The sequence below is a fragment of the Pseudooceanicola marinus genome, from assembly GCF_020177265.1.
In the GTDB taxonomy this organism is placed as follows: Bacteria; Pseudomonadota; Alphaproteobacteria; order Rhodobacterales; family Rhodobacteraceae; genus Pseudooceanicola; species Pseudooceanicola marinus_A.
Window position 1 is genome coordinate 40389 of record NZ_JAIVMC010000001.1, and the last position, 21146, is coordinate 61534.

The following is a 21146-nucleotide window of genomic DNA, read 5'->3' on the forward strand; positions in this document are numbered from 1 at the left end:
CAGCGGGGCAAGGAAAACCGTGTGACCTGGTGTTCACGCCCGCGTGTTCGGGTATTTTCTGCAAAGATTGCGGGCGAACTACGTAATCTTTGGTATTTCGCGGTTTCGGGGCTGCGGCTAGGGTCCACTGCACTGAGGACGTCTCTCCGGGAGGGAGAGGCGGGGACACATGGGGAGGAGCCCAAATGGATCGTCGTTCTTTTCTGAAAACTTCCGCCATCGGCGGGGGGGCTGCCGCAGCCGCATCGCTGGCCGCACCGGCCGTCGCGCAGGGTCAGGTCAAGCTGACCATGGTGACCACCTGGCCACGCGGCCTGGCGGGCGTCTGGGACTCGGTTGAGCGTTTCGTCAACAATGTCAACGAGATGTCGGGCGGCTCCATGGTCGTCGAGGCAAAGGCTGCCGGCGAACTGGTGGGGGCACTGGAAGTGTTCGACGCCGTGACCGCGGGCCAGGCCGACATGTACCACGGCGCGGATTACTATTTCGTCGGTCAGCATCCCGCCTGGGCCTATTTCACCACCGTGCCCTTCGGCATGACCGCCCCGGAAATGATGACCTGGTACTATGCCAACGGTGGTATGGCGCTGCATCACCAGCTGGGCGAGATCTTCGGCCTGAAGTCCTTCCTGGCCGGTCAGACCGCGGCCCAGGGCGGCGGCTGGTTCCGTGACCCGATCAACTCGGCCGATGATTTCAAGGGGCTGAAGTTCCGCATGCCGGGCCTCGGTGGCCAGGCGCTGTCGAACCTGGGCGCCTCCGTGCAGGTGCTGCCGGGCGGCGAGATCTACCAGGCGCTGTCCACCGGCGCGCTGGACGGGACCGAGTGGATCGGCCCGTGGTCGGATGAGAAGCTGGGCCTGCAGGAAGTCTGCAAGAACTACTATCCGGCCGGTTTCCATGAGCCGGGCGCCGCGCTCTCCGTGGCCTGCAACCTCTCCGTCTTCGAGGGCCTGACCCCGGAACAGCAGAAGATCATCGAAGTGGCCGCGGCGGAAGCGCATCAGCATAACTACGCGCTGTTCATCGCCAACAACGGCCCGGCGCTGGATCGTCTGCGCTCGACCGGCATCCAGGTGCAGGAATTCCCAGACGACGTCTGGGACGCCTATGGCTCCGCCTCGAAAGAGGTGCTGGACGGCTTCATGGATGACGAGATCTTCGCCGAGATCCGCAACTCCGCCGAAGCGTCGATGGCCTCGGCCTCTGGCTGGATGAGCGTGTCGGACAGCGCCTACACCGCGCAGCGGAACCGCGTCCTGGGCGGCTGATCCGCGCCATCGGCAACATGATCCGGGCTGCGCACCGACGCCGGTGCGCAGCCCTTCCTGACAAAGAATATCGAGGTGGGGGGACAGGATGCTCGACGGGCTCATCTGGTTCGTGACGCAGATCGGTCTTGGCTTTTACCACATTGCCCTTGCGGTGACCCAACCGGGGCTGTGGCTGGACTGGTCTGACAAGGAAGCGCTGATCCGCTTCATCTATTACGGCGGCTCGGTCGAGCTGTTCTTCGCCGTCTTCGACATCTTCCTGCTGGTGACCCTGGCTGGTCTGCTCTACCGGCCCTTCATGTGGGGCTGCGTGCGGGTGCTGGAAGGCTTCGGCAATGCCGTGGGCCGTACCGCCGCCTGGGCCGGCCTGATCATGGTGGCGCAGCAGATCCTGATCGTCTTCCTGCAATCCATCTTCCGGCTGGGCGAGATCACCATCGCGCCGCTCGGCATCGGGTTCACCCAGTCGGTGGGCTGGTACGCCGAGGGGCTGAAGCTGTGGAACGCCGCCGTGGTCGCGCTTTGCGTGGCCTATGCCTTCGTGCAGGGCTCCCACGTGCGGGTCGATCTGGTCTATGCCGCCATCGGCCACCGCGCCAAGCGCGCCGTGGATATGTTCGGCGCGCTCTTCTTCATGATCCCCGTGGCGGTGCTGACCTGGATGTATTCCTGGTTCTTCCTCTGGCGCCACCTGATCACGCCCAAGGTCTCGGCCAGTGACCAGCTGGAGATGATGCTGCGCAAATCCCGGATCGTGAAATGGAACGTGGAAACCATCGGCTTCAGCCCCGACGGCTTCAACGCCTACTTCCTCTTCAAGATCCTCATCCTGTGCTTCGTCGCCCTGGTCTTCGTCCAGGCGGTGGCCTTCCTCTACCGCTCCTACCTGGAGTTCGTGGAAGGCGAGGAAAGCGCGGGCAAATACCTGGATCTCGACACGCTCGGGTCCGGAGAAGAAGCCTACGAAGGCACGCACTGAGGGAACCTGACACATGCTTTTCGGACTTGATGGGGTCGAGATCGGCCTTCTGATCGTATTCCTGAGCCTTTTCGCGGGCATCCTCTCGGGCTTCCCGGTGGCCTTCGCGATCCCCGGTGCGGGCCTCTTCGCCTTCACCATCATCGCCTACCTGGATGCCAGCGGCATCCTGATCCACCAGGCCATCGACACCGGCAGCGAGGCCTACCGGGCGCTGACGGCCTCGGGGGTGCATCCCGACACGATCTCGCATTTCCGATACCCGGAGCTGCCGACCGTGGGCGTGCCGGTGTTCGAGCGCGGTTGGGAAACCGCGATGGACCGCAACATCAGCTTCATCGTGAACCGGATGAACGAACGGGTCTTCGCCGGCCAGTCGATCGAGACGCTGCTGGCGGTGCTGATGTTCGTGATGATGGGGATCACCCTGGAACGCTCGAAGATCGCCAATGACCTGCTGACCACCATGGCGCGCGTCTTCGGGCCGCTGCCGGGCGGCCTGGCCGTGTCGGTTGTCGTCGTCGGCGCCTTCCTTGCGGCCTCCACCGGCATCGTCGGCGCGACGGTGGTGACCATGGGCCTTCTGTCGCTGCCCACCATGCTGCGCAACGGCTACTCGCCCGAGCTGTCCACCGGCGTTATTGCCGCCTCGGGCACCCTGGGTCAGATCATTCCGCCCTCCATCGTGCTGGTCCTTCTGGGCACGCTCTCGGGCGATCTCTACTCAGCCGCACAGGAAGCGCGGGCGCAAAGCTTCGGCTGTACCGATGCGCTCACTTACCTGGGCCGTCCGGCCGTGGTCTCGGTCGGCACGCTGTTCCAGGCGGCGATGCTGCCGGGGATCCTGCTCGCGGGCCTCTATGCGGGCTATGCCTTCCTCTACGCGCTGGTGCGGCCGCAGAACGCCCCGGCGGTGCATTCGGGCGAGCATACCCAGCACGCGATCATCACCCGGCAAGAGGCGCTGACATGGTTCTTCGTCGTCCCTGCCATCCTGATCGTCGGCACCGTGGTGCTGTCCCAGGTGGGCGTCGTCGGTAGCCAGGATCTGGCGGTGTCGAACTTCGCCCAGGGCGGCGAGGGCGCGATCCTGCGCACCAATGTCTCCGAGACCTGCCAGGCCGCTATGATTGAACTGCACGGCCAGGCCAAGTGGGATCTCGCCGTCGCCCAGCAGGAGGCCATCATGGCGGCCGGCGGGCTGGAAGAGGGTCACGAACTGAGCGCCGAGGAGATCACCGCGGCGATTGCCGCCAAGGCGGCCGGCGCGGCGCCGATCGGCACCGGCATTGCCACGATCATCGTGCTTCTCGGGCTGGTGCTGGCCACCGCGCGGGGCGTGCGCCCGGCCGATGATGGGCGTCCGCTGGTCATTGGGGCCGCGGCGCTGGCGGTGATCGCGCTTCTGGACGTGCTGTTCATCCATCCGGCCATGTCGGCCGGCGCAACGCTGCTGATAATCGCGATCCCGCTGGTCGTCGCGCTCTGGGCCTGCAAACACGCCGCGGCGCGCTTGGCTTCGAACGAGCTGATCCGCGTGGTCTTCCCGCCGCTGGTGCTGATCGTCGCGGTGCTGGGTTCGATCCTGGGCGGCATCACCAACCCGACGCCGGCGGCGGCCCTGGGCGCGGGCGGGGCCATCCTGCTGGCGGCCTACCGCAAGCTGAAGGAAGAGGGGCGCGATCCCTGGATCATCATCTGGTCCACCTTCGCGCTGATCGCCCTGATCCTGTTGGGCGCCAATTTCGACCTGCGGATCACCCAGGCCGAGGTCGCGGTGGAAGGCTACCTGGCCTATCTCGCCGCTGCGGTCTGCTTCATGTTCGCTTGCTTCGGCCTGATCTATTCCGGCTGGGTCCTGCTGCGCACCTCGGTGCTGGGCAAGATCGTGCGGGAAACGGCGAAGGTGACCTCGATGGTCTTCACCATCCTGGTGGGCTCGCAACTGCTGAACCTCGTGGTGATCTCCTTCGGGGGCGAACACTACATCCAGCAGTTCCTCAAGAGCTTCGACAGCGAGTTCCAGGTCTTCCTGATCGTGATGCTGGTGCTCTTCGTGTTGGGCTTCGTCCTGGACTTCCTGGAGATCATCTACATCGTCATCCCGATCGTCGGGCCGGTCATCTATGGCGGCACCTTCGATCCCAAGTGGGTGACGATCATGATCGCGGTGAACCTGCAGACGTCCTTCCTGACGCCGCCCTTCGGCTTCGCGCTGTTCTACCTGCGCGGGGTAGCCCCGGCGAGCGTGACCACGGGCCATATCTACCGCGGGATCATTCCCTTCGTGCTGATCCAGGTGGTGGGGCTGGCGCTGCTGTGGTTCGTGCCGGGCATCGTGACCATCGTGCCGGACCTGATTGGCAACTGATTGACAGGCCAGAGCGGAAACTGAAACGGCCCGGGCAATGCCCGGGCCGTTCTGCGTGGTGCCATTGAAGCCGGATTAGCGCACGATGGTGATCACCTCACGCGTCTGCGGATCGACGATCACCGGGGCCTGGTCCGTGTAGACATAGGCGAACTGGCTCTCGGGCACCGGCGTCAGGGTCACGGTGTCGGGCACGACATAGCCCGCGACGACATCGCCCTGCATCGGCACGACGCGCACCGGGTTCTGCTGCACGTAGGTGACCGTCTTGGTGTCCGGCGTCAGCTGGTTGCCTGCCGTGGCGCCGATGGCGCCGCCGACGATGGCCCCCACCGGGCCGCCTGCGATGGCCCCTGCGGTGGCGCCGGCGACCAGACCGGAGCGCGCGTTGTCCTCGACCTGGTCGGAGTTGTCGACCGAGTAGGTCGAGGTGGTCGTGGTCGTCGCGGTCTGGGCGGCGACGCCCCCGGCGATCAGCGTGGAACCGGCGGCGGCGGTGAGGATGGCTTTCTTGAACATGGCGTGTCCTTTCCATTGATGGCCCTTGGTCCATTGAAGACCTTGGGGGCCGATTTCATGCCGGGGCGCCTGTAGCGAGAGGGCGGCGCCCCGGCGTCGGTGACAGGACAACGGCGGGACATGGCGGACGGGTCCGGCATCGGGGGCGGCAGACCCGAACGGGCAGGAAGTCGCCGCAGGACGGGGCTGGACGCAGGGGAAGCACCGGCGAAAAGCCGCAGGTTCCGGAGCGGCGGACCGGTCCCGGGCAGGGCGGCGGAGTTTGGCAGGTGGTTGCAGCCCGCATCGGCGGGAAATCTGCATTCCGGCGGCGGCTGGCCTCAGCGCAGCGGGCCGCGGGTGTCGGGCAGGGTGATGTTGGCCACCTGTTCGGCGATCGGATCGGATTTCAGCGGATGAGTGGTGCTGTCGTAATCCGACGGCTGCCGCATCCTCTGCCAGGTGCCGTTGTGATACAGCTCCAGACCCGAGAACTTGCACTTGTAGCCCATCTTGGGGGAGCCGGGCACCCAGTAGCCCAAGTAGACATACGGCAGGCCGGCCTGGCGGGCGATCTCGATATGATCGAGGATCAGGTAGGTGCCGAGAGAGCGCCGCTCCATCGTCGGGTCGTAGAAGGAATAGACCATCGACACCCCGTCATCGAGGACATCGGTCAGCCCGGCGGCGCACAGGCCGCCATCCGCGTCGACATATTCCACCACCCGCGACCGGATCGGGGTTTCCTCGATCATCGCGGCGAACTCGAACACATCCATGTCGGCCATGCCGCCATCGGCGTGGCGGCTGTCGAGGTAGCGGCGGAAGAGGGCATATTGCTCCTCCGTGGCCCAGGGGGAGGTGGCGCGCCGCTCGATGTCGGCATTGCGCTTGATCACCCGGCGCTGGCTCTTGGAGGGGGTGAAGGCCGAGACGTCGATCCGCGCCGACAGGCAGGCGGCGCAATCGGCGCAAGACGGCCGGTAGAGCACGTTCTGCGAGCGGCGGAAGCCCTGTTTCGACAGCGTGTTGTTCAGCTGCTCCGCGGTTTCCCCCTGCAGGGAGGTGAACAGCTTCCGTTCCATCCGGCCCTCAAGGTAGGGGCAGGGCTGGGGGGCCGTCACGTAGAACTGGGGGGCAAGCGGAAGCGAATGGCGCATGGGTCGGAACTGTGTCGGCTGTCGGGACGGTCTTTCGGTGGCATCGGGGATCGCCCGGATCTTCTGGCGGGGCGCGGGAAGTCCGGCGGGGTGGTCAGTCGTCGGCGGCGCCGCGGGCGAGTGCACCCGGGCGCCGTCTGATTTGCCGAGACGATAGCAACGAAGGTCGCCCCCGCCAAGCCCCTCGCGTTGCGCCGCATCGGCGCAGGCGGGGACCGGCGGGTGGAAGCCTCAGGGCCGGGGCCTCAGCGGCGGGGGCTGTTCACCGCGGTGGTGTTCAGCACCAAGTCGGTCAGGCCCTGGCCATAGGGGGTGACGCACATCATGATCACCGAGATCAGCTGCAGCGGCGAGATCGCCAGCGACACGGTGTAGCCCAGCACGTGCAGCAGGGCGTCCTGACCCGAAAGCTGTTCGCCTTCGAGGGTGCGGAACTCGATCCCGAAGAGGCGCATGCCCCAGGTGGCCGAGCTGGAGGCGATGGTGAAGAGCCGGTAGAAGAACCCCACCAGCAGCACCATGGCCGGGAAGAAGAACAGCGACAGGAAGACGGTGAAGGGGATCGTCAGCGCCGCCAGGAACAGGATCAGCGCCATGTCGACCAGCCAGGCCAGGCCGCGCTTGACCGCGACGCCCTGGTAGGGGGCGGGCGAAAGGTCCGGATCGGGCAGGGGATAGGCGGGGGTCATCGGGGTCTCCGTGAAGGGGCGCGCAGGCCCGGGCTGGCCCCAGACTGGCGCTGCTTCGGGCAGGCCGCAAGGGGCAGGGCGACGCGGGGCGCATCGGTTCGGGGGCTGTGGCGGGAAAAGCAGGCGGCAGGGGGACCCATGCCGCCTTGGTCAGGGACGGGCGGCCGGCCCCCGCGGGGGCCGGAGCCGGGATCAGACCTCGGCGTAGGGCTTGGGCGCCTGGTCGTCGTCGCCCGAGCGGGCCACGGCGTCACGCTCTGCGCGGGCGCGGTCGGCGCGTTCATCCATGAACTGGTCGAACTCGGCCTTGTCCTTGGCGGCCCGCAGGCGTTCCAGGAAGGCCTCGAACTGTTCCTGCTCGTCTTCCAGACGGCGCAGGGTCTCTTCCTTGTAGGCGTCGAAGGCGCTGTTGCCCGAGGGGCGCATCGCGGCGTAGCCCGAGCGGCGCATTGCCTGCATGTGGCCCTGGATGTCACGGGCGCGGCTGTTGCGGCAGGATTTTCCGAACATCTGTTTTCCCCAGATCATGTAGAACAGGATGGCGAGGCCGATCGGCCAGAAGAAGATGAAGCCCAGGACCATCGCGGCGATCCAGGCCCCTTTCCCCTTGCTGTCGAGCCAGTCCTCGGTCCGGCCCAGCCAGCTGCGCCGTTGCGGCGCGTCGTGACGGGGCGAATAGGTGGCGGTGGTCATTGGTGTCTCCTCGTGGATGGATGTGAACGTCTTTCACATTGAATAGATTGGCATCCCCGAGGCTCCGTGCAAGCCCCTATGTGAAACTATTTTACATTATCCGGGATCACTCAGTGAAATCAGAAGTTTGCGCGCCCGTCAGCCGGGGGAGGATATGCGCATCCATGGCAAAGACATGGCGTGGCGTGCCCGCGGCGGCCCAGATCCGGTCGAAGTCGAGCAGGCGCGGGTCCAGGTAGGCGCGGATCGGGTTGAGGTGCCCGATGGGGCTGACACCGCCGATGGCAAAGCCCGTCTGCGCCCGGATCAGCGCGGCATCGGCCTTGCCCAGCGGTTCCCCGGCCACGGCGCTGGCCTTCGCCGCATCGACCCTGTTGCCGCCCGCGGTCAGGAACAGGATCGCCTCGCCGCTGTCTTCCCCGCGAAAGATGATCGACTTGGCGATCTGATCCAGCGCGCAACCGGCGGCGTCGGCGGCCTGCTGGGCGGTGCGGGTCTCGCCCAGGTCCTGGATGTCGGTGTCGATCCCGGCCTCTTCAAGGGCGCGCGTCACACGTTTCAGGCTCTTGCTCATGCTCGTCTCCTTTTGCGGCGCGAGGATGCCGCGCCTGTCGGGGATTGACCAGAGCCGCGCCGCGCCGCACCTTCCGGCCATGAACGACATCCTCACGATCACCCGCTGTCCCCGTCCCTTCGATCCAGACAAGGGCGCCGAAGTGCGCGCGCTATTTCCGGAGGTCGATGGCCGGATGGCGGAGCTTCTGGAGGGCACGGGCGGCAGTTCGCCCTACCTGGCAGGACTGATGGCCAAGGAGGCCGACTGGCTGCGCGGCGCGCTGGAGGCCCCGCGCGCAACGCTGTCCGCCGAAGGCGCGCGATTGCAGGGGCTCGACCCGCTGGACCCGTCGCTGGGGTCGGAACTGCGCCGGGGCAAGCGGCGCATGGCGCTGATCGTGGCGCTGGCCGACCTGTCGGGCGCCTGGCGGCTGGAGGAGGTGACCGGCGCGCTGACCGATTTCGCCGACCTGTCCGCGGGCGTGGCCCTGCGCGCGGGCCTGGCGGCCGAGCTGAAGCGGAAGAAACTGCCCGAGATGACCGAGGCCGATCTTGGCACCGGCTGTGGCATCACCCTGCTGGCCATGGGCAAGATGGGCGCGGGGGAGCTGAACTATTCCTCCGACATCGACCTGATCGCGCTCTACGACGAGGATCGGTTCGAGGATCACCGCGAGGCGCGCCCGGCGCTGATACGGGCGGTGCGCAAGATGTCGTCCCTGCTGAGCGAGATCACCGGCGAGGGCTATGTCTTCCGCACCGACCTGCGGCTGCGCCCCGACCCGTCGGTTACCCCGGTCTGCGTCGGGATGGAGGCGGCGGAGCACTACTACGAAAGTGTCGGGCGGACCTGGGAACGGGCAGCCTACATCAAGGCCCGCGCCTGTGCGGGCGATGTGGGCCGGGGGGAGCAGTTCATCGCGACGCTGCGCCCCTTCGTCTGGCGGCGGCACCTTGACTACGCGGCCATCCAGGACGCCCATGCGGTGCGCCTGGCGATCCGCGACAGCAAGGGCTACCACGGGCCGCTCTGCCTGCCCGGGCACGACATGAAGCTGGGGCGCGGCGGCATCCGCGAGATCGAGTTCTTCGCCCAGTTCCACCAGCTGATCGCGGGCGGGCGCGATCCCTCGCTGCGCATCCGGGCCACCGTGCCGGCGCTGGGCCGGCTGGCGGTGACGGGCTGGCTGCCCGCGGAGCTGGCGACCGAGCTGGCCGATCACTACCGCGCGCATCGCGAGGTGGAACACCGCGTGCAGATGATCAACGACGCCCAGACCCACAAGCTGCCCGGCAACGGCGAAGGTCTGGCGCGCATCGCCGCCCTGATGGGGCGGGACGAGGCCGGGCTGCACGCAGAGCTGACCCGGCGCCTGGAGGCGGTGCATGAGGCCACCGAGGCCTTCTTTGCCCCCGACGCCAGCGCCGCCACGCCGCCTTCGGACGGGCCCGACACCGAGGATGGCGGGTTTGACGAGGCGGTTCTGGACCGCTGGCACCATTACCCCGCGCTGGCCTCGACCCGCGCGCGGGAGATCTTCTCGCGCCTGCGCCCGCAGCTGCTGGCCGGGCTGCGGCGGGCGGCAAAATCAGATGAGGCGCTGCAGGCCTTCGACGGCTTCCTGAAGGGGCTGCCGGCGGGGGTGCAGCTGTTCTCGCTCTTCGAGGCCAATCCGCAGCTGGTGGACCTGATCTGCGACATCGCGGGCACGGTGCCGGATCTCGCGCTTTACCTCAGCCGCAACTCGGGCGTCTTCGACGCGGTGATCGGCGGCGGCTTCTTCGAACCCTGGCCCGGGGTGCAGGCGCTTTCGGCCGAACTGGCCGAGGTGCTGGCGCATGAGGCCGACTACGAGGCGCGGCTGGATGCGGCGCGACGCTGGGCCAAGGAATGGCACTTCCGCATCGGTGTGCACCACCTGCGCGGGCTGATCGCCCCCGAAGAGGCCGGCGCCGAATATGCCGGGCTGGCCGAGGCCGTGCTGCAGGGCGTCTGGCCGGTGGTGCAGGAGGAGTTCGCCCGCCGCCATGGCCCCGCCCCGGGACGCGGGGCGGTGGTCATGGGCATGGGCTCGCTCGGGGCGGGGCGCCTGAACGCGCGCTCGGATCTGGATCTGATCGTGATCTATGATGCCGACGGGCAGGACACCTCCGAAGGGCGCCGCCCGCTGCCGGCCCGCGTCTACTACTCCCGCCTGACCCAGGCGCTGGTCACCGCGCTGTCGGCGCCCATGGCGCAGGGGCGGCTCTATGAGGTGGACATGCGGCTTCGCCCCTCGGGCAACCAGGGGCCCGTGGCGACCTCCTGGCCGGCCTACCGCAGCTATCAGACCGAAAGCGCCTGGACCTGGGAACACCTGGCGCTGACGCGGGCGCGGGTGATCGCGGGGCCCGAGGCGCTGGCGGCGGATGTCATGGCCTTCCGCGCCGGGATCGTGTCGCAGGGGCGCGACAAGGGGGCGGTTCTGCGCGAGGTGGCGGAGATGCGGCGGCGCATCCTGGCGGCCAAGGGGGCCGGCGCCCCCTGGGAGGTGAAGGTCGGCTGGGGCCGCAACCAGGAGATCGAGCTGATGGCACAGGCCGGCGGGCTGATCGCGGGGGATCCCGAGGGCTGGATTGCCGACGGGCTTCAGCTGGCGGTCGGCAGCGGCTGGATGCGGGAGGAGGAGCGGGTGCATCTGTCCGACACCTACCGCCTGCTATGGAGCATCGGCCAGGTGGGCAAGTTGCTCAGCGATCATCGCCTCGATCCCGCGACGATCGGCGAAGGCGGGCGGGCCCTTTTGCTGCGCGACACCTGTGCCGAGAGCATGGAGGCGCTGGAGGCACGGTTCGAGGACGCCACGCAGCGGGCGGGAGAGTTGATCTCCCAGGTGCTGGAGCGCGAGGCCGCGCCGCCGCAGGCGTCGGAGGAGGAAAGCGATGAAAGGTGATGCTTTGGACCCCAAGGCCCTGATCCGAGAAGCCTACCGCATGGAGCATGTGGGCCAGGCGGAATGCCGTTCGATCCTCATGGACTGGGCGCTGAGCCTGCCTGATGGCACCGATCAGCGCGCGGCGCTGGAGGAGTTGCTGGCCCGGCATGGAACCGGGGCAGAGGGGCATCCGATGACGGGGCTCTTGCAGGAAGGTTTGGCGCGGCTGGCCTCCACGGGCCGTCGCGGCGGTTGGCGCGGGCGCCGCGCCAAGCCCTGAGCCCCCGGGCCGGGGCTGCCGATCGCGGTCAGTGAAGCGCTTTTCGGATCCGTCGCAGCGCCAGCCAGGTCAGCAGCACCACCACCGGCGTCAGCAGGGCCGCCAGGGTCGTCTTGCCCAGGCCCGTGTAGCTTTCCAGCGGGGCCGCGACATAAAGCGCCAGCGAGGTGGCGTAGTAGGATATCGCCACCACCGACAACCCCTCGACCGTGTGTTGCAGACGCAGCGCCTCGTCCGAGCGGCGGTCCATCGACAGCAGGAGTTCACGGTTCTGCCGCGACAGCTCCACCTCGACCCGGGTGCGCAGCAGTTCCCCCGCGCGCCCTGCGCGTTCGGTCAGCTGGGCCAGACGGCGGTCGGTGGCCTCGACCGTGCGCATGGCCGGGTCGAAGCGGCGCATCATGAATTCGCCAAAGGTTTGTCGGCCCTCGAACCGCGCTTCCCGCAGGACCCGGATGCGGGCGTTGACGATACGTTCATAAGCCTGTGTGGCGGAGAAGCGGAAGCTGGCGCGCGCGTGCAGCTGTTCCAGGGTGGCGGCGCTGTCCAGAAGGGCCTGCAGCGTCGCCTGGGCGTCGCTGTCGGGCTGGCCGATGCCGGCGATCTGGGACGACAGCCGCGCCTCGGCCTGTGACAGGTCCGGCCCCATTTCGCGCGCGCGGATCAGCCCCAGCATGGCCATGGCGCGGTAGGCCTCGATCTCGCAGAGGCGTTGCAGGATCCGCCCCGTCCGGCCCGGGCCGGTGCCGGGGCGGATGAAGACCGAAAACCGCATGTCGCCTCCGGGGTCGGGGTGGAAATCCCCGGCGATCACCGCCTGGTCGTCGATCACCCGTGCCACGGCCAGGCTGTCGCCGCTTTGCCCGGCGGCCAGGGAGTCGCGCACCTGCTGGTCGTCCGTCACCTCGGTCACGCGAAAGCGGGCCGAGGCGATGCGCAAACCGACCGCCTCTGACAGGATGCGCGCGGCCAGGTCGGTCACGTCACGCTCCACCGCGCCCCAGATCAGGTAGGTCACCACCTCCGTGTGGCTTTCCCATTTCAGGGTCAGCGGCCCCAGACGGCCGGACCAGTGCGTCGCCCCCTCCGCCGGTGGGGTCAGGCAGCCGCCGCGGATCAGCCCGTCCAGCTGGGCCCGCTCCGCCGCGTGGTCGCGATCGCTGCGGCGCAGCGGGCGCAGGGCGACGAACCAGGCGAAGCTGCCCGGCGGGATCGTCGGGAAGGGACGAGCGTGCAACTCGTCCACCGTGGCGGCGCGCAGCGGGTGGTCAACGGCGCACGGCGTGTCGGGGGCAGGAGCAGGGGGCGTTTCGGTCATCGGTCAGGTCCAGGTCGGCACGGCGGGAGGCCGGAGGGGGAGAGAGGGGCGACGCGGCAGGCGCGCGGACCCTCAGCATATACGCGGAAGCTGTTCTCCCACCAGCATGTCGACGATGCGCTGCCCGCCGAAGGCTGTGCGCATGGTCACTGGCACCGCGCCGCGCGGTCCGGCCCGGCCGACAATCGCCGCATCCCGTCCCGCCGGGATGGCGCGCATCGCCGCCAGCGCCGCCTCGGCCTCCGCCTCCGGCACGAAAAGGACCAGCGTTCCTTCGTTGGCGAGGTAGAGCGGGTCCAGCCCGAGGATCTCGCAAAGGCCCTTCACCTCCGTGCGCAGGGGCAGGGCAGCCTCGTCCAGCTCGACCGTGACGCCCGCCGCCTCGGCCATCTCGTTCAGGGTGGAGGCCAGCCCGCCCCGGGTGGCGTCGCGGGCCGCGCGGGTGCCCGGCGCGGCGGCCAGCACCGCCTCCATCAGGTGGGTGAGGGACTGGCAGTCGCTTTCCAGCGGGGTGGAGAGCGCCAGGTCCCCGCGCGCGGCCAGGATCGTCGCGCCATGATCGCCCAGCACGCCGTTGACCAGCGCCACGTCGCCTTCGCGGATCCGCGCCGCACCCAGGTCGCGCCCCGCGGGGATCACCCCCACGCCCGAGGTGGTGATGAACACCCCGTCGCCCGATCCGCGCCCGACGACCTTGGTGTCGCCGGTGACGATGCGCACGCCTGCCGCCTCCGCCTCCCGCGCCATGGAGGCGACGATGCGGCGCAGCAGGGCGATCTCGGTGCCTTCCTCGATGATGAAGGCCGCCGACAGCCACAGGGGCCGGGCGCCGCCGACCGCCAGGTCGTTGACCGTACCGCAGACCGCCAGCTTGCCGATGTCGCCGCCGGGAAATTCCAACGGTGTGACGACGAAACTGTCGGTGGTGAAGGCCAAACGGGCGCCGGGCGTGGCCAGGGCCGCGTCGGTCAGCCGCGCCTGATCCTCGTCTCCCTCGGGGCGGAAGACGTCGGTGAAGACCTCCTCGATCAGGTCGCGCATGGCACGGCCGCCACCGCCATGGGACAGGGTGACATGGGTATCTCGAAGGCGGGACGGTTTCGAAGCGGCGTTCATCACGGATCCTCTGGATCGTCGGGTCTGGGTGGAAAAAGGGCGGTCACTCGGCGGCGACGCGGGCCCCGCCGTAGGTCCAGTAGGCGGCGCAGGCCCCTTCGGAGCTGACCATCAGCGCGCCCAGCGGGGTGTCGGGGGTGCAGCCGCGCCCGAACTGCGGGCAGGCCGTGGGTTTCATCCGCCCCGTCATCACCTGGCCGCAGGCACAGCCCTCCGGGTCGGGGACCTGGGCCCGGCCCTGTGGCGCACCATAGCCCACCTGGAACCGCGCCTCGGCGTCGAAGGCGCGGAAGGCCTCGCGCATGCGCAGTCCGCTGGCGTCGATCTCGCCCAGCCCGCGCCATTCGAAGCTGGGGCGCGGTTCATAGACCGCCTCGATCGCGGCCAGCGAGACGGGATTGCCATGCTCGGGCACGACGCGGGCATACTGGTTCTCGATCTCGGCGCGGCCGTCGCGGATCTGCTTCAGCACCATCAGCACCGATTGCAGCAGGTCCAGCGGTTCGAACCCCGCCACGACCAGCGGCTTGCCGTAGTCGCGGGCGATGAAGTCGTAGGGATGCGTTCCGATCACCATGGACACGTGGCCGGGGCCGACGAAGCCATCCAGCAGCATGTGCGGATCCTCCAGCAGCGCCTTCAGCGGCGGCGGCACGGTGATGTGGTTCACGAAGACCGAGAAGTTGGTCAGCCCCTCCGACGCCGCCTGCTGCACCGACAGCGCGGTGGAGGGCGTGGTCGTCTCGAACCCGAGGCCGAAGAAGATCACCTCCCGGTCCGGGTGGCGGCGGGCCAGTTCCAGCGCATCCAGCGGCGAATAGACCGTGCGCACGTCCGCCCCCTGTGCCTTGGCCTGCAGAAGCGAGCGCGAGGTGCCGGGCACCCGCATGGCATCGCCGAATGTGGTGAAGATCACGCCGGGGCGTTCGGCCAGGGCCACGGCCTCGTCCACGCGCGAGCGGGGCAGGACGCAGACCGGGCAGCCGGGGCCGTGGATGAATTCGATCCCCTCGTGCACCAGCTTGTCCAGCCCGTAGCGGAAGATCGAATGGGTATGGCCGCCGCAGATCTCCATGATGCGGATTGGCGCAGCGCGGCTGGCGCCCAGGGTCTCGGCGCTGCGGGCGATGGCCTTCAGCAGGGCGCGGGCCTTCGTGGGGTCGCGGAATTCCTCGACATAGCGCATCAGGCGGCTCCTTCGGCGGGGGCGGGAGATGCGGCCAGGGCGCGGTCGCCCTCGGCCATCTGGTCCAGCGCCTCCTGCGCCTCGCCCAGCTCGCGCAGCGCCTCCAGGGTCGCGGCGGCCTCGGCCGCGTCGATGACGGCCATGGCAAAGCCCACGTGGATCAGCACCCATTCCCCGACCAGCCGGTCCAGGGGGCGGTCGGCGACGGGGGCCAGGCTGACCTCGCGCCGCACGCCGGAAATCTCGGCCAGGCCCATCTGTCGGGCGGGGTCGGAAATGGCTATGATCTGGCCCGGAATACCAAGACACATCGGCTAGTCCTCCTCGGATGACACGGACGCATGGGGTTCGATCCCGTAGCGGTCCAGCTTGGCGCGCAGGCCGACGCGGGACAGGCCCAGCTCGGCGGCGGCGCGCGACTTGTTCCAGCGCAGCCGGGTCAGGGTCTCTCCCAGGATGCGCATCTCCATGATCTCCACCCGTTCCTTCAGCGTGCCGTCCAGCTGGCTGAAGTCCGGGGCGGCCTGGGGGGCGCCCTCGCGCGGGTCGCGGGCCTGCAGGATGGGCCGCGAGATCAGGTCGGCGCCCAGGGTGACATCCTGCGCCAGGATCAGCATCCGCGTCACCTCGTTGCGCAGCTCGGGCAGGTTGCCGGGCCAGTCGTAGCCTTCGAGGAAGGCGGCGGCATCAGGGGCAAACCCGCGCGCGGGCTTGCCATGCTCCTGCGCCGCCTCGTGCAGGAAGCGTTCGGCCAGCAGCACGATGTCGTCGGCGCGCGCCCGCAGGGGCGGCAGGGCCAGCTCGGTGACCTGCAGCGCGTAATAAAGGTCGCTGCGGAACCGCCCTTCGGCAACCATGGCGCGCAAGTCGCGGTGGCTGCCGGCCAGGATGCGGGCGTTGGTGGTCAGCGTCTCATGCGCGCCATAGGGCTGGAAAGCGCCTTCGGTCACAACCCGCCAGAGCGCCATCTGCATGGCGGGCGACAGGGTGTCGATCCCGTTGAGGAAGACCGTGCCGCGCACCGCCTTCTGCAGCAGGCCGGTGCGGGTCTGCGGGCTGCCCGGCAGGGCGCCGCGGCGGGCGCCGAACAGCTCTGCCGCCAGCACCTCGTCGCCAAGGCCCGCGCAGTTCAGTTCGAAGAAGGGCCGTTCGGCCCGCAGGGACCCGTAGTGGATGGCACGGGCCAGCTCCGTCTTGCCGGTGCCCGGCTCGCCGGTGATCAGCACCGGAACGTCGAAGCTGGCGAAATGCCGGGCGCGGGCGATGGTGGCGTTCAGAGGCGAGTTCGGCCCGCGCAGCACCTTGTCGAAGCCCAGCCCGGCCTGCAGGATCTGGCGGCGTTCCTCGGTCCGCGCAGCGGCGGCGGTGCCGAGATAGCGCATCTCCAGCGTCATGCGTTCATGATCGCGCGCCAGCTCGAACAGCCGCGCCGCATTGTTGACGGCCATCAGCAACTGGTCGGGATGCCAGGGCTTGGTGATGAACTGGTAGATGCCGGCCTCGTTGATCGCGTCGATCATGTCGCCGCTTTCGGTGTAGCCGGTGACAATGATGCGCACCGTGTCGGGCCAGCGGTCGCGCACCCGGGTCAGCAGGCCCACGCCCGTCTCGCCCGGCATCCGCTGGTCCGAGATCACCACGTGCACCCAGTGCTGTTCCATCTGCGCCCAGGCTTCCTCGGCGCTGGTCGCCTCCAGGACAGTGAAATCATCCTCCAGCGCCATGCGCATGGCGGCGACGGAATGCGGTTCGTCATCGACGACCAGCACGGTGGGCAGCTGTGCCTCGGCCATCACTCGGCCGCCATGCGGATGCGTTTCGCCGCCGCTTCGCCACGCAGCCAGGCGATCCAGCGGTCCAGCCCCTCACCCGTGCGGGCGGAGACGCGGATGACCTCGATCACCGGGTTCACGCGGCGCAGGTTGGCCTCGTAGAGATCTAGATCGACGTCGCAATGGGGGGCCAGGTCGGTCTTGTTCAGCAGCGCCAGGCGCGAGGCGGTGAACATGTCGGGATATTTCAGCGGCTTGTCCTCGCCCTCGGTCACCGACAGGATCGCCACCTTGGCATCCTCGCCCAGGTCGAAAGCCGCAGGGCAGACCAGGTTGCCGACGTTCTCGATGAACAGCGTGCTGTCGGGCGCCAGGCCGAGATGCTCCATCGCGTGGCCCACCATGTGCCCGTCCAGGTGACAGCCCTTGCCGGTGTTGACCTGCACCGCCGGGGCGCCGGTGGCGCGGATGCGGTCGGCGTCGTTGGTGGTCTGCTGGTCGCCCTCGATCACCGCGACGGGGCCTGCGTTTGGCGCCGCCTGCATGGCGCGGATCGTGGCGCACAGAAGCGTGGTCTTGCCCGACCCGGGGGAGGAGACGAGGTTGACGGCATAGGCGCCCAGCTCGGCCAGGCGGGCACGATTGCGGGCCGCATGGGCATCATTCTGGCTGAGGATGCCGGTCTCGATCTCGATCAGGCGTTCCTGCGACATGCCGGCCACCTCGGTGCCTGCAGGCCCCTGGCCAAAATGCAGATCACCCGCGGCGCCGTGGTGATGGTGCCCGTGGTGATGATGCGCATGGTCGTGGGAATGCCCGTGGCCATGCGTGTGAGCATGGCCATGATCGTGCCCGTGATCGTGATCGTGATCGTGGGAATGACCGGCGACGCTGGCGTCACCACAACCGCAAACAGTGCACATATCAGAGCACCTCCATGTCCTTGATCTGCATTTCATCGCCGCCTTGGGGCAGCAGCTTGCCGCCGCCGCAACGCGGGCAGGGCGACAGGCGTTCGGGGATCTCGACCTCTTCCATGCAGTCGTAGCACAGCGCCTTTCCGGGCAGGTCGATCATCACGAGATCCGCACCCTCGGCCTTGGAGCCGCGCATCACGACCTCCCAGGCGAAGGAGAGCGCGGCTTTTTCCACGCCGGCGAACTGGCCGATCTCCAGCCGGACCCGGGTGACGCGGGTCACATCGGGGCGGTTCGCGGCCTGATCCACCACGCGGCGGATCCCTTCGCACAGCGCCATCTCATGCATCGGGCGCCTCCTCGGCGGGGGCGGCGTCGCAGACGGGGGCGGGGGGCGGAACGGGGGACCCGTGGGTCGCCTCCAGTTGGACCGGGGTGCAGGGATCGAGGATATCCAGCAGCAGCGGCGCGCGGTCTTCGGCGCCGCCGGGCAGGCTGGCCAGGGCCCGGTCCGCCACACCGCCCGGCGCCAGCAGGGAGCAGGTGGGCGTGATGCGTTCGAACTCCGTCACGATCCCCTCCTTCTGGGCAATGCGGATGGCATAGGCGCCCCTCGTCGCGGGCACGATGGCCGTGCCGGGGGCGGGGCAGTGGATCGCGGGCAGGGCGCAGCGCAGCGCGCTTTCCGTATCGTAAGCCCGGCCGAGGGCGCGCCACAAGGGGCCTCGGCCAAGGGCCTCCAACGCGGCCATGGCGGGGTGTGTCGCATGGCGTGCGGCCGGGCCATTGTCGATGGCGCCGTCCCAGGCATTCGCAGCCGAGGCCAGGGGCAGTCCCTCCGCCACACCCTCGCCCGGGCCGAAGGCGGCGTCGATACCGGCCAGGACCGGCGCGATACCCTGGCCGGAGCCCAGGAAGGCGGCCATGTCGGCCGGGCGCGTCGGCAGACGGCCCGCCGAGCCGAAAAGCGACAGGGCGATCCAGTCCGGCGGCGCGTGCAGAAGGTCCAGGTCGCGCGGGGTGAGCCCCAGCAGGCGGGGCCAGGACTGGAGAAACTTCAGCAGGTTGTCGCGCAGCATTTCCTCGGCGATGCCACGCAGCGCCGGTTGCACGGTGGCCGCGTCGAGCCGCCCCAAGGCGCCCTGAACCGCGGCGGTCTGGGCGTTGCGGCACAGGGCGAAGATCCGGGGCAGCAGGGCCTCGACCTCCTCCACGCGCTTGCCGATCACCAGCCGGGCCACCGGCAGCGCCGGGGGGCGCCGCAGGCGCAGGCCAGAGGGGGCGGCGACCATGGCGTTCATCTGTCCGGATCCGCCGTGATATCCGATGGGGTGGCCTCGGGCGCGTCGGATGGGGCAGGGGCCTCCTCCGCCAGCCCCGCGGTCAACACCGCGCGGCGGCTGGGCCGATCGGTGAGGATCGGGACCGGCGGTGCCTCGGGGCCGTCCGTCCCGGCTTCGGCGCTTGCCGCCGCCTCCAGTTCCGCCTCACGGGCGGCGCGGATGTCGGCGCTTCGGTCGGTTTCGGCGCGGTTGGCCTCGTCGAAGATCGCGATCATCACCGCGCGGGCGACGTCGGTGGCGTCTTTCTGGCGGGTGAAATCGCCCATGGGCGAGAACAGCGAACACGCCTTGTAGCTGCCGATGGCCGGGCGGGTGTTGTGCAGGAATTCGTAATCGCCCGAGGGGAAGGAGATCACCTCCTTCTCGCCCGGCACCAGGTCCCAGCTGTCGCCGTCGGGCAAGAGCACCAGGTTCATGAACCAGGGCGAGATCAGCACGCCCAGGATCTGCTCCTGCCAGGCGCGAAAGCCCACGGCCTCCACCTGCAGCGACTTGTTGACCAGCGGCACGTCCCGCATCTTGGCATGCCAGACCTCGGTGAAATCATCCACCAGCCGGGCGGTCACGGCGGCGATGCGGGCCGCCTCGCGCATCTCGGCGGCGCCGGGATCCTCCAGCACCATGAACTGTTCAGCCGGGGCCGAGCAGGTCGGGCAGGTCCAGTCCTCGGGCAGGGCCGAAAACGGCGTGCCGGGGTCCACCTGGCGGCTGTCGTCGCCGTCTGCCGGATCGTAGGGGGTCCAGCAGACCTTGCATTCCATGATCGCCTGGTCGGAAATCTTGTCCTGCGCGCCGAGGTAGGAGCCCTCGAAGGTCGCGACGGGCGCGGGGCTTGTGGCGCTCATCGGATCGCCTCCCGTACTTCGCGCAGCCGCTCGGCGCTGTCCGACAGATCCTCGCCTGCGGCGAGGGCGACCTCGGGCATGGCGGTGATCTCGTAGGTGTCGAGGATCAGCTGATCGGTGGAGTTGTAGAACTGCACATGCCAGCAGCGCGGCAGGGCGGTGGCGGTGACGCGGCAGTTGCCATAGCCGCGCGACAGGATATCGACGGAGCCTTCGCCCAGGCGCGCGGCCAGCCAGGCCAGGTCCTCTTCGGTATGGGGCAGCAGCGACAGGTTGATGACGTGATGCGCGACTTGCCGGTTGGCGGCGTGGTCCTGCAGCTCCACCAGCAGCGCGGGGGCGTTGACCACGCCGGGCCCGGGGGCGTCGCCGGTGGCGGGGCGGTAGGGGTCTGCGGCGCGGTCGATGGCGGCGGCGGGCACCTGGGCCACCTCGACCAGGTCGACGCCCGCGCCGGTCAGCGACCAGACCCCAGCAAAGACGCTTTCCTGCACGCGGATCGCCGGGATGCCGCGGATCTTCATCGCCACCTCGCCCTCGCCCAGGGTCTCGGCCATCACGGCGCGGGCGCGGGCCTCCATCGTCGACAGGTCGAACCGTTCCGGCGCGCCGCCGGCGGCCACCCGGTCACAGGCCTCGGCCAGGGCGTCCAGCATCGCCAGCGCTGCCGCCGGGGCCTCCTCGACCTCGGGCAGATGCGCGGAATAGGTGCGCATGTCCTGCGGCATAGGCAGGTATTCGAGTTCCTCGCCATCCTCGGCGGTCTGGGAGCCGGGGCCGTAGCCCGTGGGGGGCATGTGGAAGTTCTGCATCTTGGCCTCTCCTTAGGCGGCGGGGGTCGGGACGGCGGGGGCTTCGGCGGCGGGACGGGCGGCCAGGAAGCGCGGAATGCGCGCCATGTAATCGTCCCAGTCGCGCACCCGGGCGATCCCGCCCAGACAGATCCCGTCGCGGAAGAAGATCAGCGAGGGCGTCTTCAGCACGCCGGTCTCGTTGCGCAGCTCCCGCTCGATCCCGTCGCCCACGACGCAGACGTCGAAGGCCCGCTGAAAGGTCATGTGCAGCTCGGGCAGGATCACCGCCACGTCGGGCGTTTCCAGGTTGCGCGCGGCGTCGCCGGGGACGAAGGCCACCTGGACCCCGGGGCGGTCGCGCCAGGCGTCGAAGGCGGCGCGATCCTCGAAGGCGGGGAAGCCGAACTCCTCGGTCAGGCGTGTCACGAGAGGGTGGGTCAT

General features: G+C 69.0%; 21 protein-coding genes. 5 read left to right on the top strand and 16 right to left on the bottom strand.

Annotation, left to right across the window (positions count from 1 at the left end):
• The first annotated feature begins 185 nt into the window (after positions 1 to 185).
• The 3 genes from LC066_RS00195 to LC066_RS00205 all read left to right on the top strand — a co-directional run bounded on the left by LC066_RS00195 (position 186) and on the right by LC066_RS00205 (position 4624).
• The gene (locus LC066_RS00195; RefSeq protein WP_224896052.1) at positions 186 to 1271 is read left to right on the top strand and encodes a TRAP transporter substrate-binding protein; all 1086 of its coding nucleotides are present in this window, start codon (positions 186 to 188) and stop codon (positions 1269 to 1271) included.
• A gap of 88 nt (positions 1272 to 1359) precedes the next feature.
• Complete coding sequence (locus tag LC066_RS00200) at positions 1360 to 2253, top strand: TRAP transporter small permease subunit (RefSeq protein ID WP_224896053.1); 894 nt, start codon at positions 1360 to 1362, stop codon at positions 2251 to 2253.
• A gap of 13 nt (positions 2254 to 2266) precedes the next feature.
• Positions 2267 to 4624, top strand: a complete 2358-nt coding sequence (locus LC066_RS00205; RefSeq protein WP_224896054.1) for a TRAP transporter large permease — start codon at positions 2267 to 2269, stop codon at positions 4622 to 4624.
• 75 nt (positions 4625 to 4699) lie between these two features.
• On the opposite strand, the gene LC066_RS00210 is transcribed toward LC066_RS00205, so the two are convergent.
• From LC066_RS00210 to LC066_RS00230, 5 genes are all read right to left on the bottom strand, one after another.
• A complete protein-coding gene (locus tag LC066_RS00210) occupies positions 4700 to 5143 on the bottom strand; it encodes a DUF1236 domain-containing protein (protein ID WP_224896055.1) in 444 nt (147 codons plus the stop codon).
• Between the two features lie 320 nt (positions 5144 to 5463).
• A complete protein-coding gene (locus LC066_RS00215; RefSeq protein WP_224896056.1) occupies positions 5464 to 6282 on the bottom strand; it encodes an arginyltransferase in 819 nt (272 codons plus the stop codon).
• Between the two features lie 245 nt (positions 6283 to 6527).
• Positions 6528 to 6971 (bottom strand): RDD family protein, encoded by a 444-nt coding sequence (locus LC066_RS00220; protein ID WP_224896057.1) that lies wholly within the window; start codon positions 6969 to 6971, stop codon positions 6528 to 6530.
• 192 nt (positions 6972 to 7163) lie between these two features.
• On the bottom strand, positions 7164 to 7664 hold the full coding sequence (locus LC066_RS00225) for a DUF2852 domain-containing protein (RefSeq protein ID WP_222479319.1): 501 nt from the start codon (positions 7662 to 7664) through the stop codon (positions 7164 to 7166).
• Between the two features lie 106 nt (positions 7665 to 7770).
• The gene (locus LC066_RS00230; protein ID WP_224896058.1) at positions 7771 to 8238 is read right to left on the bottom strand and encodes a YbaK/EbsC family protein; all 468 of its coding nucleotides are present in this window, start codon (positions 8236 to 8238) and stop codon (positions 7771 to 7773) included.
• 79 nt (positions 8239 to 8317) lie between these two features.
• Between LC066_RS00230 and LC066_RS00235 the strand changes: the two genes are divergently transcribed.
• Complete coding sequence (locus LC066_RS00235) at positions 8318 to 11152, top strand: bifunctional [glutamine synthetase] adenylyltransferase/[glutamine synthetase]-adenylyl-L-tyrosine phosphorylase (protein WP_224896059.1); 2835 nt, start codon at positions 8318 to 8320, stop codon at positions 11150 to 11152.
• Positions 11142 to 11414 (top strand): hypothetical protein, encoded by a 273-nt coding sequence (locus LC066_RS00240; RefSeq protein ID WP_224896060.1) that lies wholly within the window; start codon positions 11142 to 11144, stop codon positions 11412 to 11414. Before LC066_RS00235 ends, LC066_RS00240 begins: the two co-directional genes overlap by 11 nt.
• A gap of 28 nt (positions 11415 to 11442) precedes the next feature.
• Here the strand turns inward: LC066_RS00240 and LC066_RS00245 are convergent, their stop codons facing one another.
• The 11 genes from LC066_RS00245 to LC066_RS00295 all read right to left on the bottom strand — a co-directional run bounded on the left by LC066_RS00245 (position 11443) and on the right by LC066_RS00295 (position 21146).
• A complete protein-coding gene (locus LC066_RS00245) occupies positions 11443 to 12732 on the bottom strand; it encodes a DUF3422 family protein (protein WP_224896061.1) in 1290 nt (429 codons plus the stop codon).
• A gap of 72 nt (positions 12733 to 12804) precedes the next feature.
• Entirely contained in the window at positions 12805 to 13848 is a 1044-nt protein-coding gene (gene hypE, locus LC066_RS00250) for a hydrogenase expression/formation protein HypE (RefSeq protein ID WP_224896062.1), read from the bottom strand.
• 43 nt (positions 13849 to 13891) lie between these two features.
• Positions 13892 to 15034 (bottom strand): hydrogenase formation protein HypD, encoded by a 1143-nt coding sequence (gene hypD, locus LC066_RS00255; RefSeq protein WP_224896063.1) that lies wholly within the window; start codon positions 15032 to 15034, stop codon positions 13892 to 13894.
• Entirely contained in the window at positions 15034 to 15345 is a 312-nt protein-coding gene (gene hypC / locus LC066_RS00260; protein ID WP_222479305.1) for a HypC/HybG/HupF family hydrogenase formation chaperone, read from the bottom strand. Before hypC ends, hypD begins: the two co-directional genes overlap by 1 nt.
• A gap of 3 nt (positions 15346 to 15348) precedes the next feature.
• Positions 15349 to 16827 (bottom strand): sigma-54-dependent transcriptional regulator, encoded by a 1479-nt coding sequence (locus tag LC066_RS00265; RefSeq protein ID WP_224896064.1) that lies wholly within the window; start codon positions 16825 to 16827, stop codon positions 15349 to 15351.
• The gene (gene hypB / locus LC066_RS00270; RefSeq protein ID WP_224896065.1) at positions 16827 to 17729 is read right to left on the bottom strand and encodes a hydrogenase nickel incorporation protein HypB; all 903 of its coding nucleotides are present in this window, start codon (positions 17727 to 17729) and stop codon (positions 16827 to 16829) included. Before hypB ends, LC066_RS00265 begins: the two co-directional genes overlap by 1 nt.
• A gap of 1 nt (position 17730) precedes the next feature.
• A complete protein-coding gene (gene hypA, locus LC066_RS00275) occupies positions 17731 to 18072 on the bottom strand; it encodes a hydrogenase maturation nickel metallochaperone HypA (protein WP_222479299.1) in 342 nt (113 codons plus the stop codon).
• Positions 18065 to 19024, bottom strand: a complete 960-nt coding sequence (locus LC066_RS00280; protein ID WP_224896066.1) for a hydrogenase expression/formation protein HupK — start codon at positions 19022 to 19024, stop codon at positions 18065 to 18067. Before LC066_RS00280 ends, hypA begins: the two co-directional genes overlap by 8 nt.
• Positions 19021 to 19911, bottom strand: coding sequence for a [NiFe]-hydrogenase assembly chaperone HybE (gene hybE / locus LC066_RS00285; protein WP_224896067.1), 891 nt, complete (start codon positions 19909 to 19911; stop codon positions 19021 to 19023). Before hybE ends, LC066_RS00280 begins: the two co-directional genes overlap by 4 nt.
• Positions 19908 to 20723 (bottom strand): hydrogenase expression/formation protein, encoded by an 816-nt coding sequence (locus tag LC066_RS00290; RefSeq protein ID WP_224896068.1) that lies wholly within the window; start codon positions 20721 to 20723, stop codon positions 19908 to 19910. Before LC066_RS00290 ends, hybE begins: the two co-directional genes overlap by 4 nt.
• A 12-nt stretch (positions 20724 to 20735) precedes the next feature.
• Complete coding sequence (locus LC066_RS00295; RefSeq protein WP_224896069.1) at positions 20736 to 21146, bottom strand: hydrogenase accessory protein; 411 nt, start codon at positions 21144 to 21146, stop codon at positions 20736 to 20738.

What these genes read in the sequence shown, in the direction of transcription:
- LC066_RS00195 (WP_224896052.1), top strand. Translation starts at nt 186, where the DNA reads ATGGATCGTCGTTCTTTTCTGAAAACTTCCGCCATCGGCGGGGGGGCT.
- LC066_RS00200 (WP_224896053.1), top strand. Translation starts at nt 1,360, where the DNA reads ATGCTCGACGGGCTCATCTGGTTCGTGACGCAGATCGGTCTTGGCTTT.
- LC066_RS00205 (WP_224896054.1), top strand. Translation starts at nt 2,267, where the DNA reads ATGCTTTTCGGACTTGATGGGGTCGAGATCGGCCTTCTGATCGTATTC.
- LC066_RS00210 (WP_224896055.1), bottom strand. Translation starts at nt 5,143, where the DNA reads ATGTTCAAGAAAGCCATCCTCACCGCCGCCGCCGGTTCCACGCTGATC.
- LC066_RS00215 (WP_224896056.1), bottom strand. Translation starts at nt 6,282, where the DNA reads ATGCGCCATTCGCTTCCGCTTGCCCCCCAGTTCTACGTGACGGCCCCC.
- LC066_RS00220 (WP_224896057.1), bottom strand. Translation starts at nt 6,971, where the DNA reads ATGACCCCCGCCTATCCCCTGCCCGATCCGGACCTTTCGCCCGCCCCC.
- LC066_RS00225 (WP_222479319.1), bottom strand. Translation starts at nt 7,664, where the DNA reads ATGACCACCGCCACCTATTCGCCCCGTCACGACGCGCCGCAACGGCGC.
- LC066_RS00230 (WP_224896058.1), bottom strand. Translation starts at nt 8,238, where the DNA reads ATGAGCAAGAGCCTGAAACGTGTGACGCGCGCCCTTGAAGAGGCCGGG.
- LC066_RS00235 (WP_224896059.1), top strand. Translation starts at nt 8,318, where the DNA reads ATGAACGACATCCTCACGATCACCCGCTGTCCCCGTCCCTTCGATCCA.
- LC066_RS00240 (WP_224896060.1), top strand. Translation starts at nt 11,142, where the DNA reads ATGAAAGGTGATGCTTTGGACCCCAAGGCCCTGATCCGAGAAGCCTAC.
- LC066_RS00245 (WP_224896061.1), bottom strand. Translation starts at nt 12,732, where the DNA reads ATGACCGAAACGCCCCCTGCTCCTGCCCCCGACACGCCGTGCGCCGTT.
- hypE (WP_224896062.1), bottom strand. Translation starts at nt 13,848, where the DNA reads ATGAACGCCGCTTCGAAACCGTCCCGCCTTCGAGATACCCATGTCACC.
- hypD (WP_224896063.1), bottom strand. Translation starts at nt 15,034, where the DNA reads ATGCGCTATGTCGAGGAATTCCGCGACCCCACGAAGGCCCGCGCCCTG.
- hypC (WP_222479305.1), bottom strand. Translation starts at nt 15,345, where the DNA reads ATGTGTCTTGGTATTCCGGGCCAGATCATAGCCATTTCCGACCCCGCC.
- LC066_RS00265 (WP_224896064.1), bottom strand. Translation starts at nt 16,827, where the DNA reads ATGGCCGAGGCACAGCTGCCCACCGTGCTGGTCGTCGATGACGAACCG.
- hypB (WP_224896065.1), bottom strand. Translation starts at nt 17,729, where the DNA reads ATGTGCACTGTTTGCGGTTGTGGTGACGCCAGCGTCGCCGGTCATTCC.
- hypA (WP_222479299.1), bottom strand. Translation starts at nt 18,072, where the DNA reads ATGCATGAGATGGCGCTGTGCGAAGGGATCCGCCGCGTGGTGGATCAG.
- LC066_RS00280 (WP_224896066.1), bottom strand. Translation starts at nt 19,024, where the DNA reads ATGAACGCCATGGTCGCCGCCCCCTCTGGCCTGCGCCTGCGGCGCCCC.
- hybE (WP_224896067.1), bottom strand. Translation starts at nt 19,911, where the DNA reads ATGAGCGCCACAAGCCCCGCGCCCGTCGCGACCTTCGAGGGCTCCTAC.
- LC066_RS00290 (WP_224896068.1), bottom strand. Translation starts at nt 20,723, where the DNA reads ATGCAGAACTTCCACATGCCCCCCACGGGCTACGGCCCCGGCTCCCAG.
- LC066_RS00295 (WP_224896069.1), bottom strand. Translation starts at nt 21,146, where the DNA reads ATGACCCACCCTCTCGTGACACGCCTGACCGAGGAGTTCGGCTTCCCC.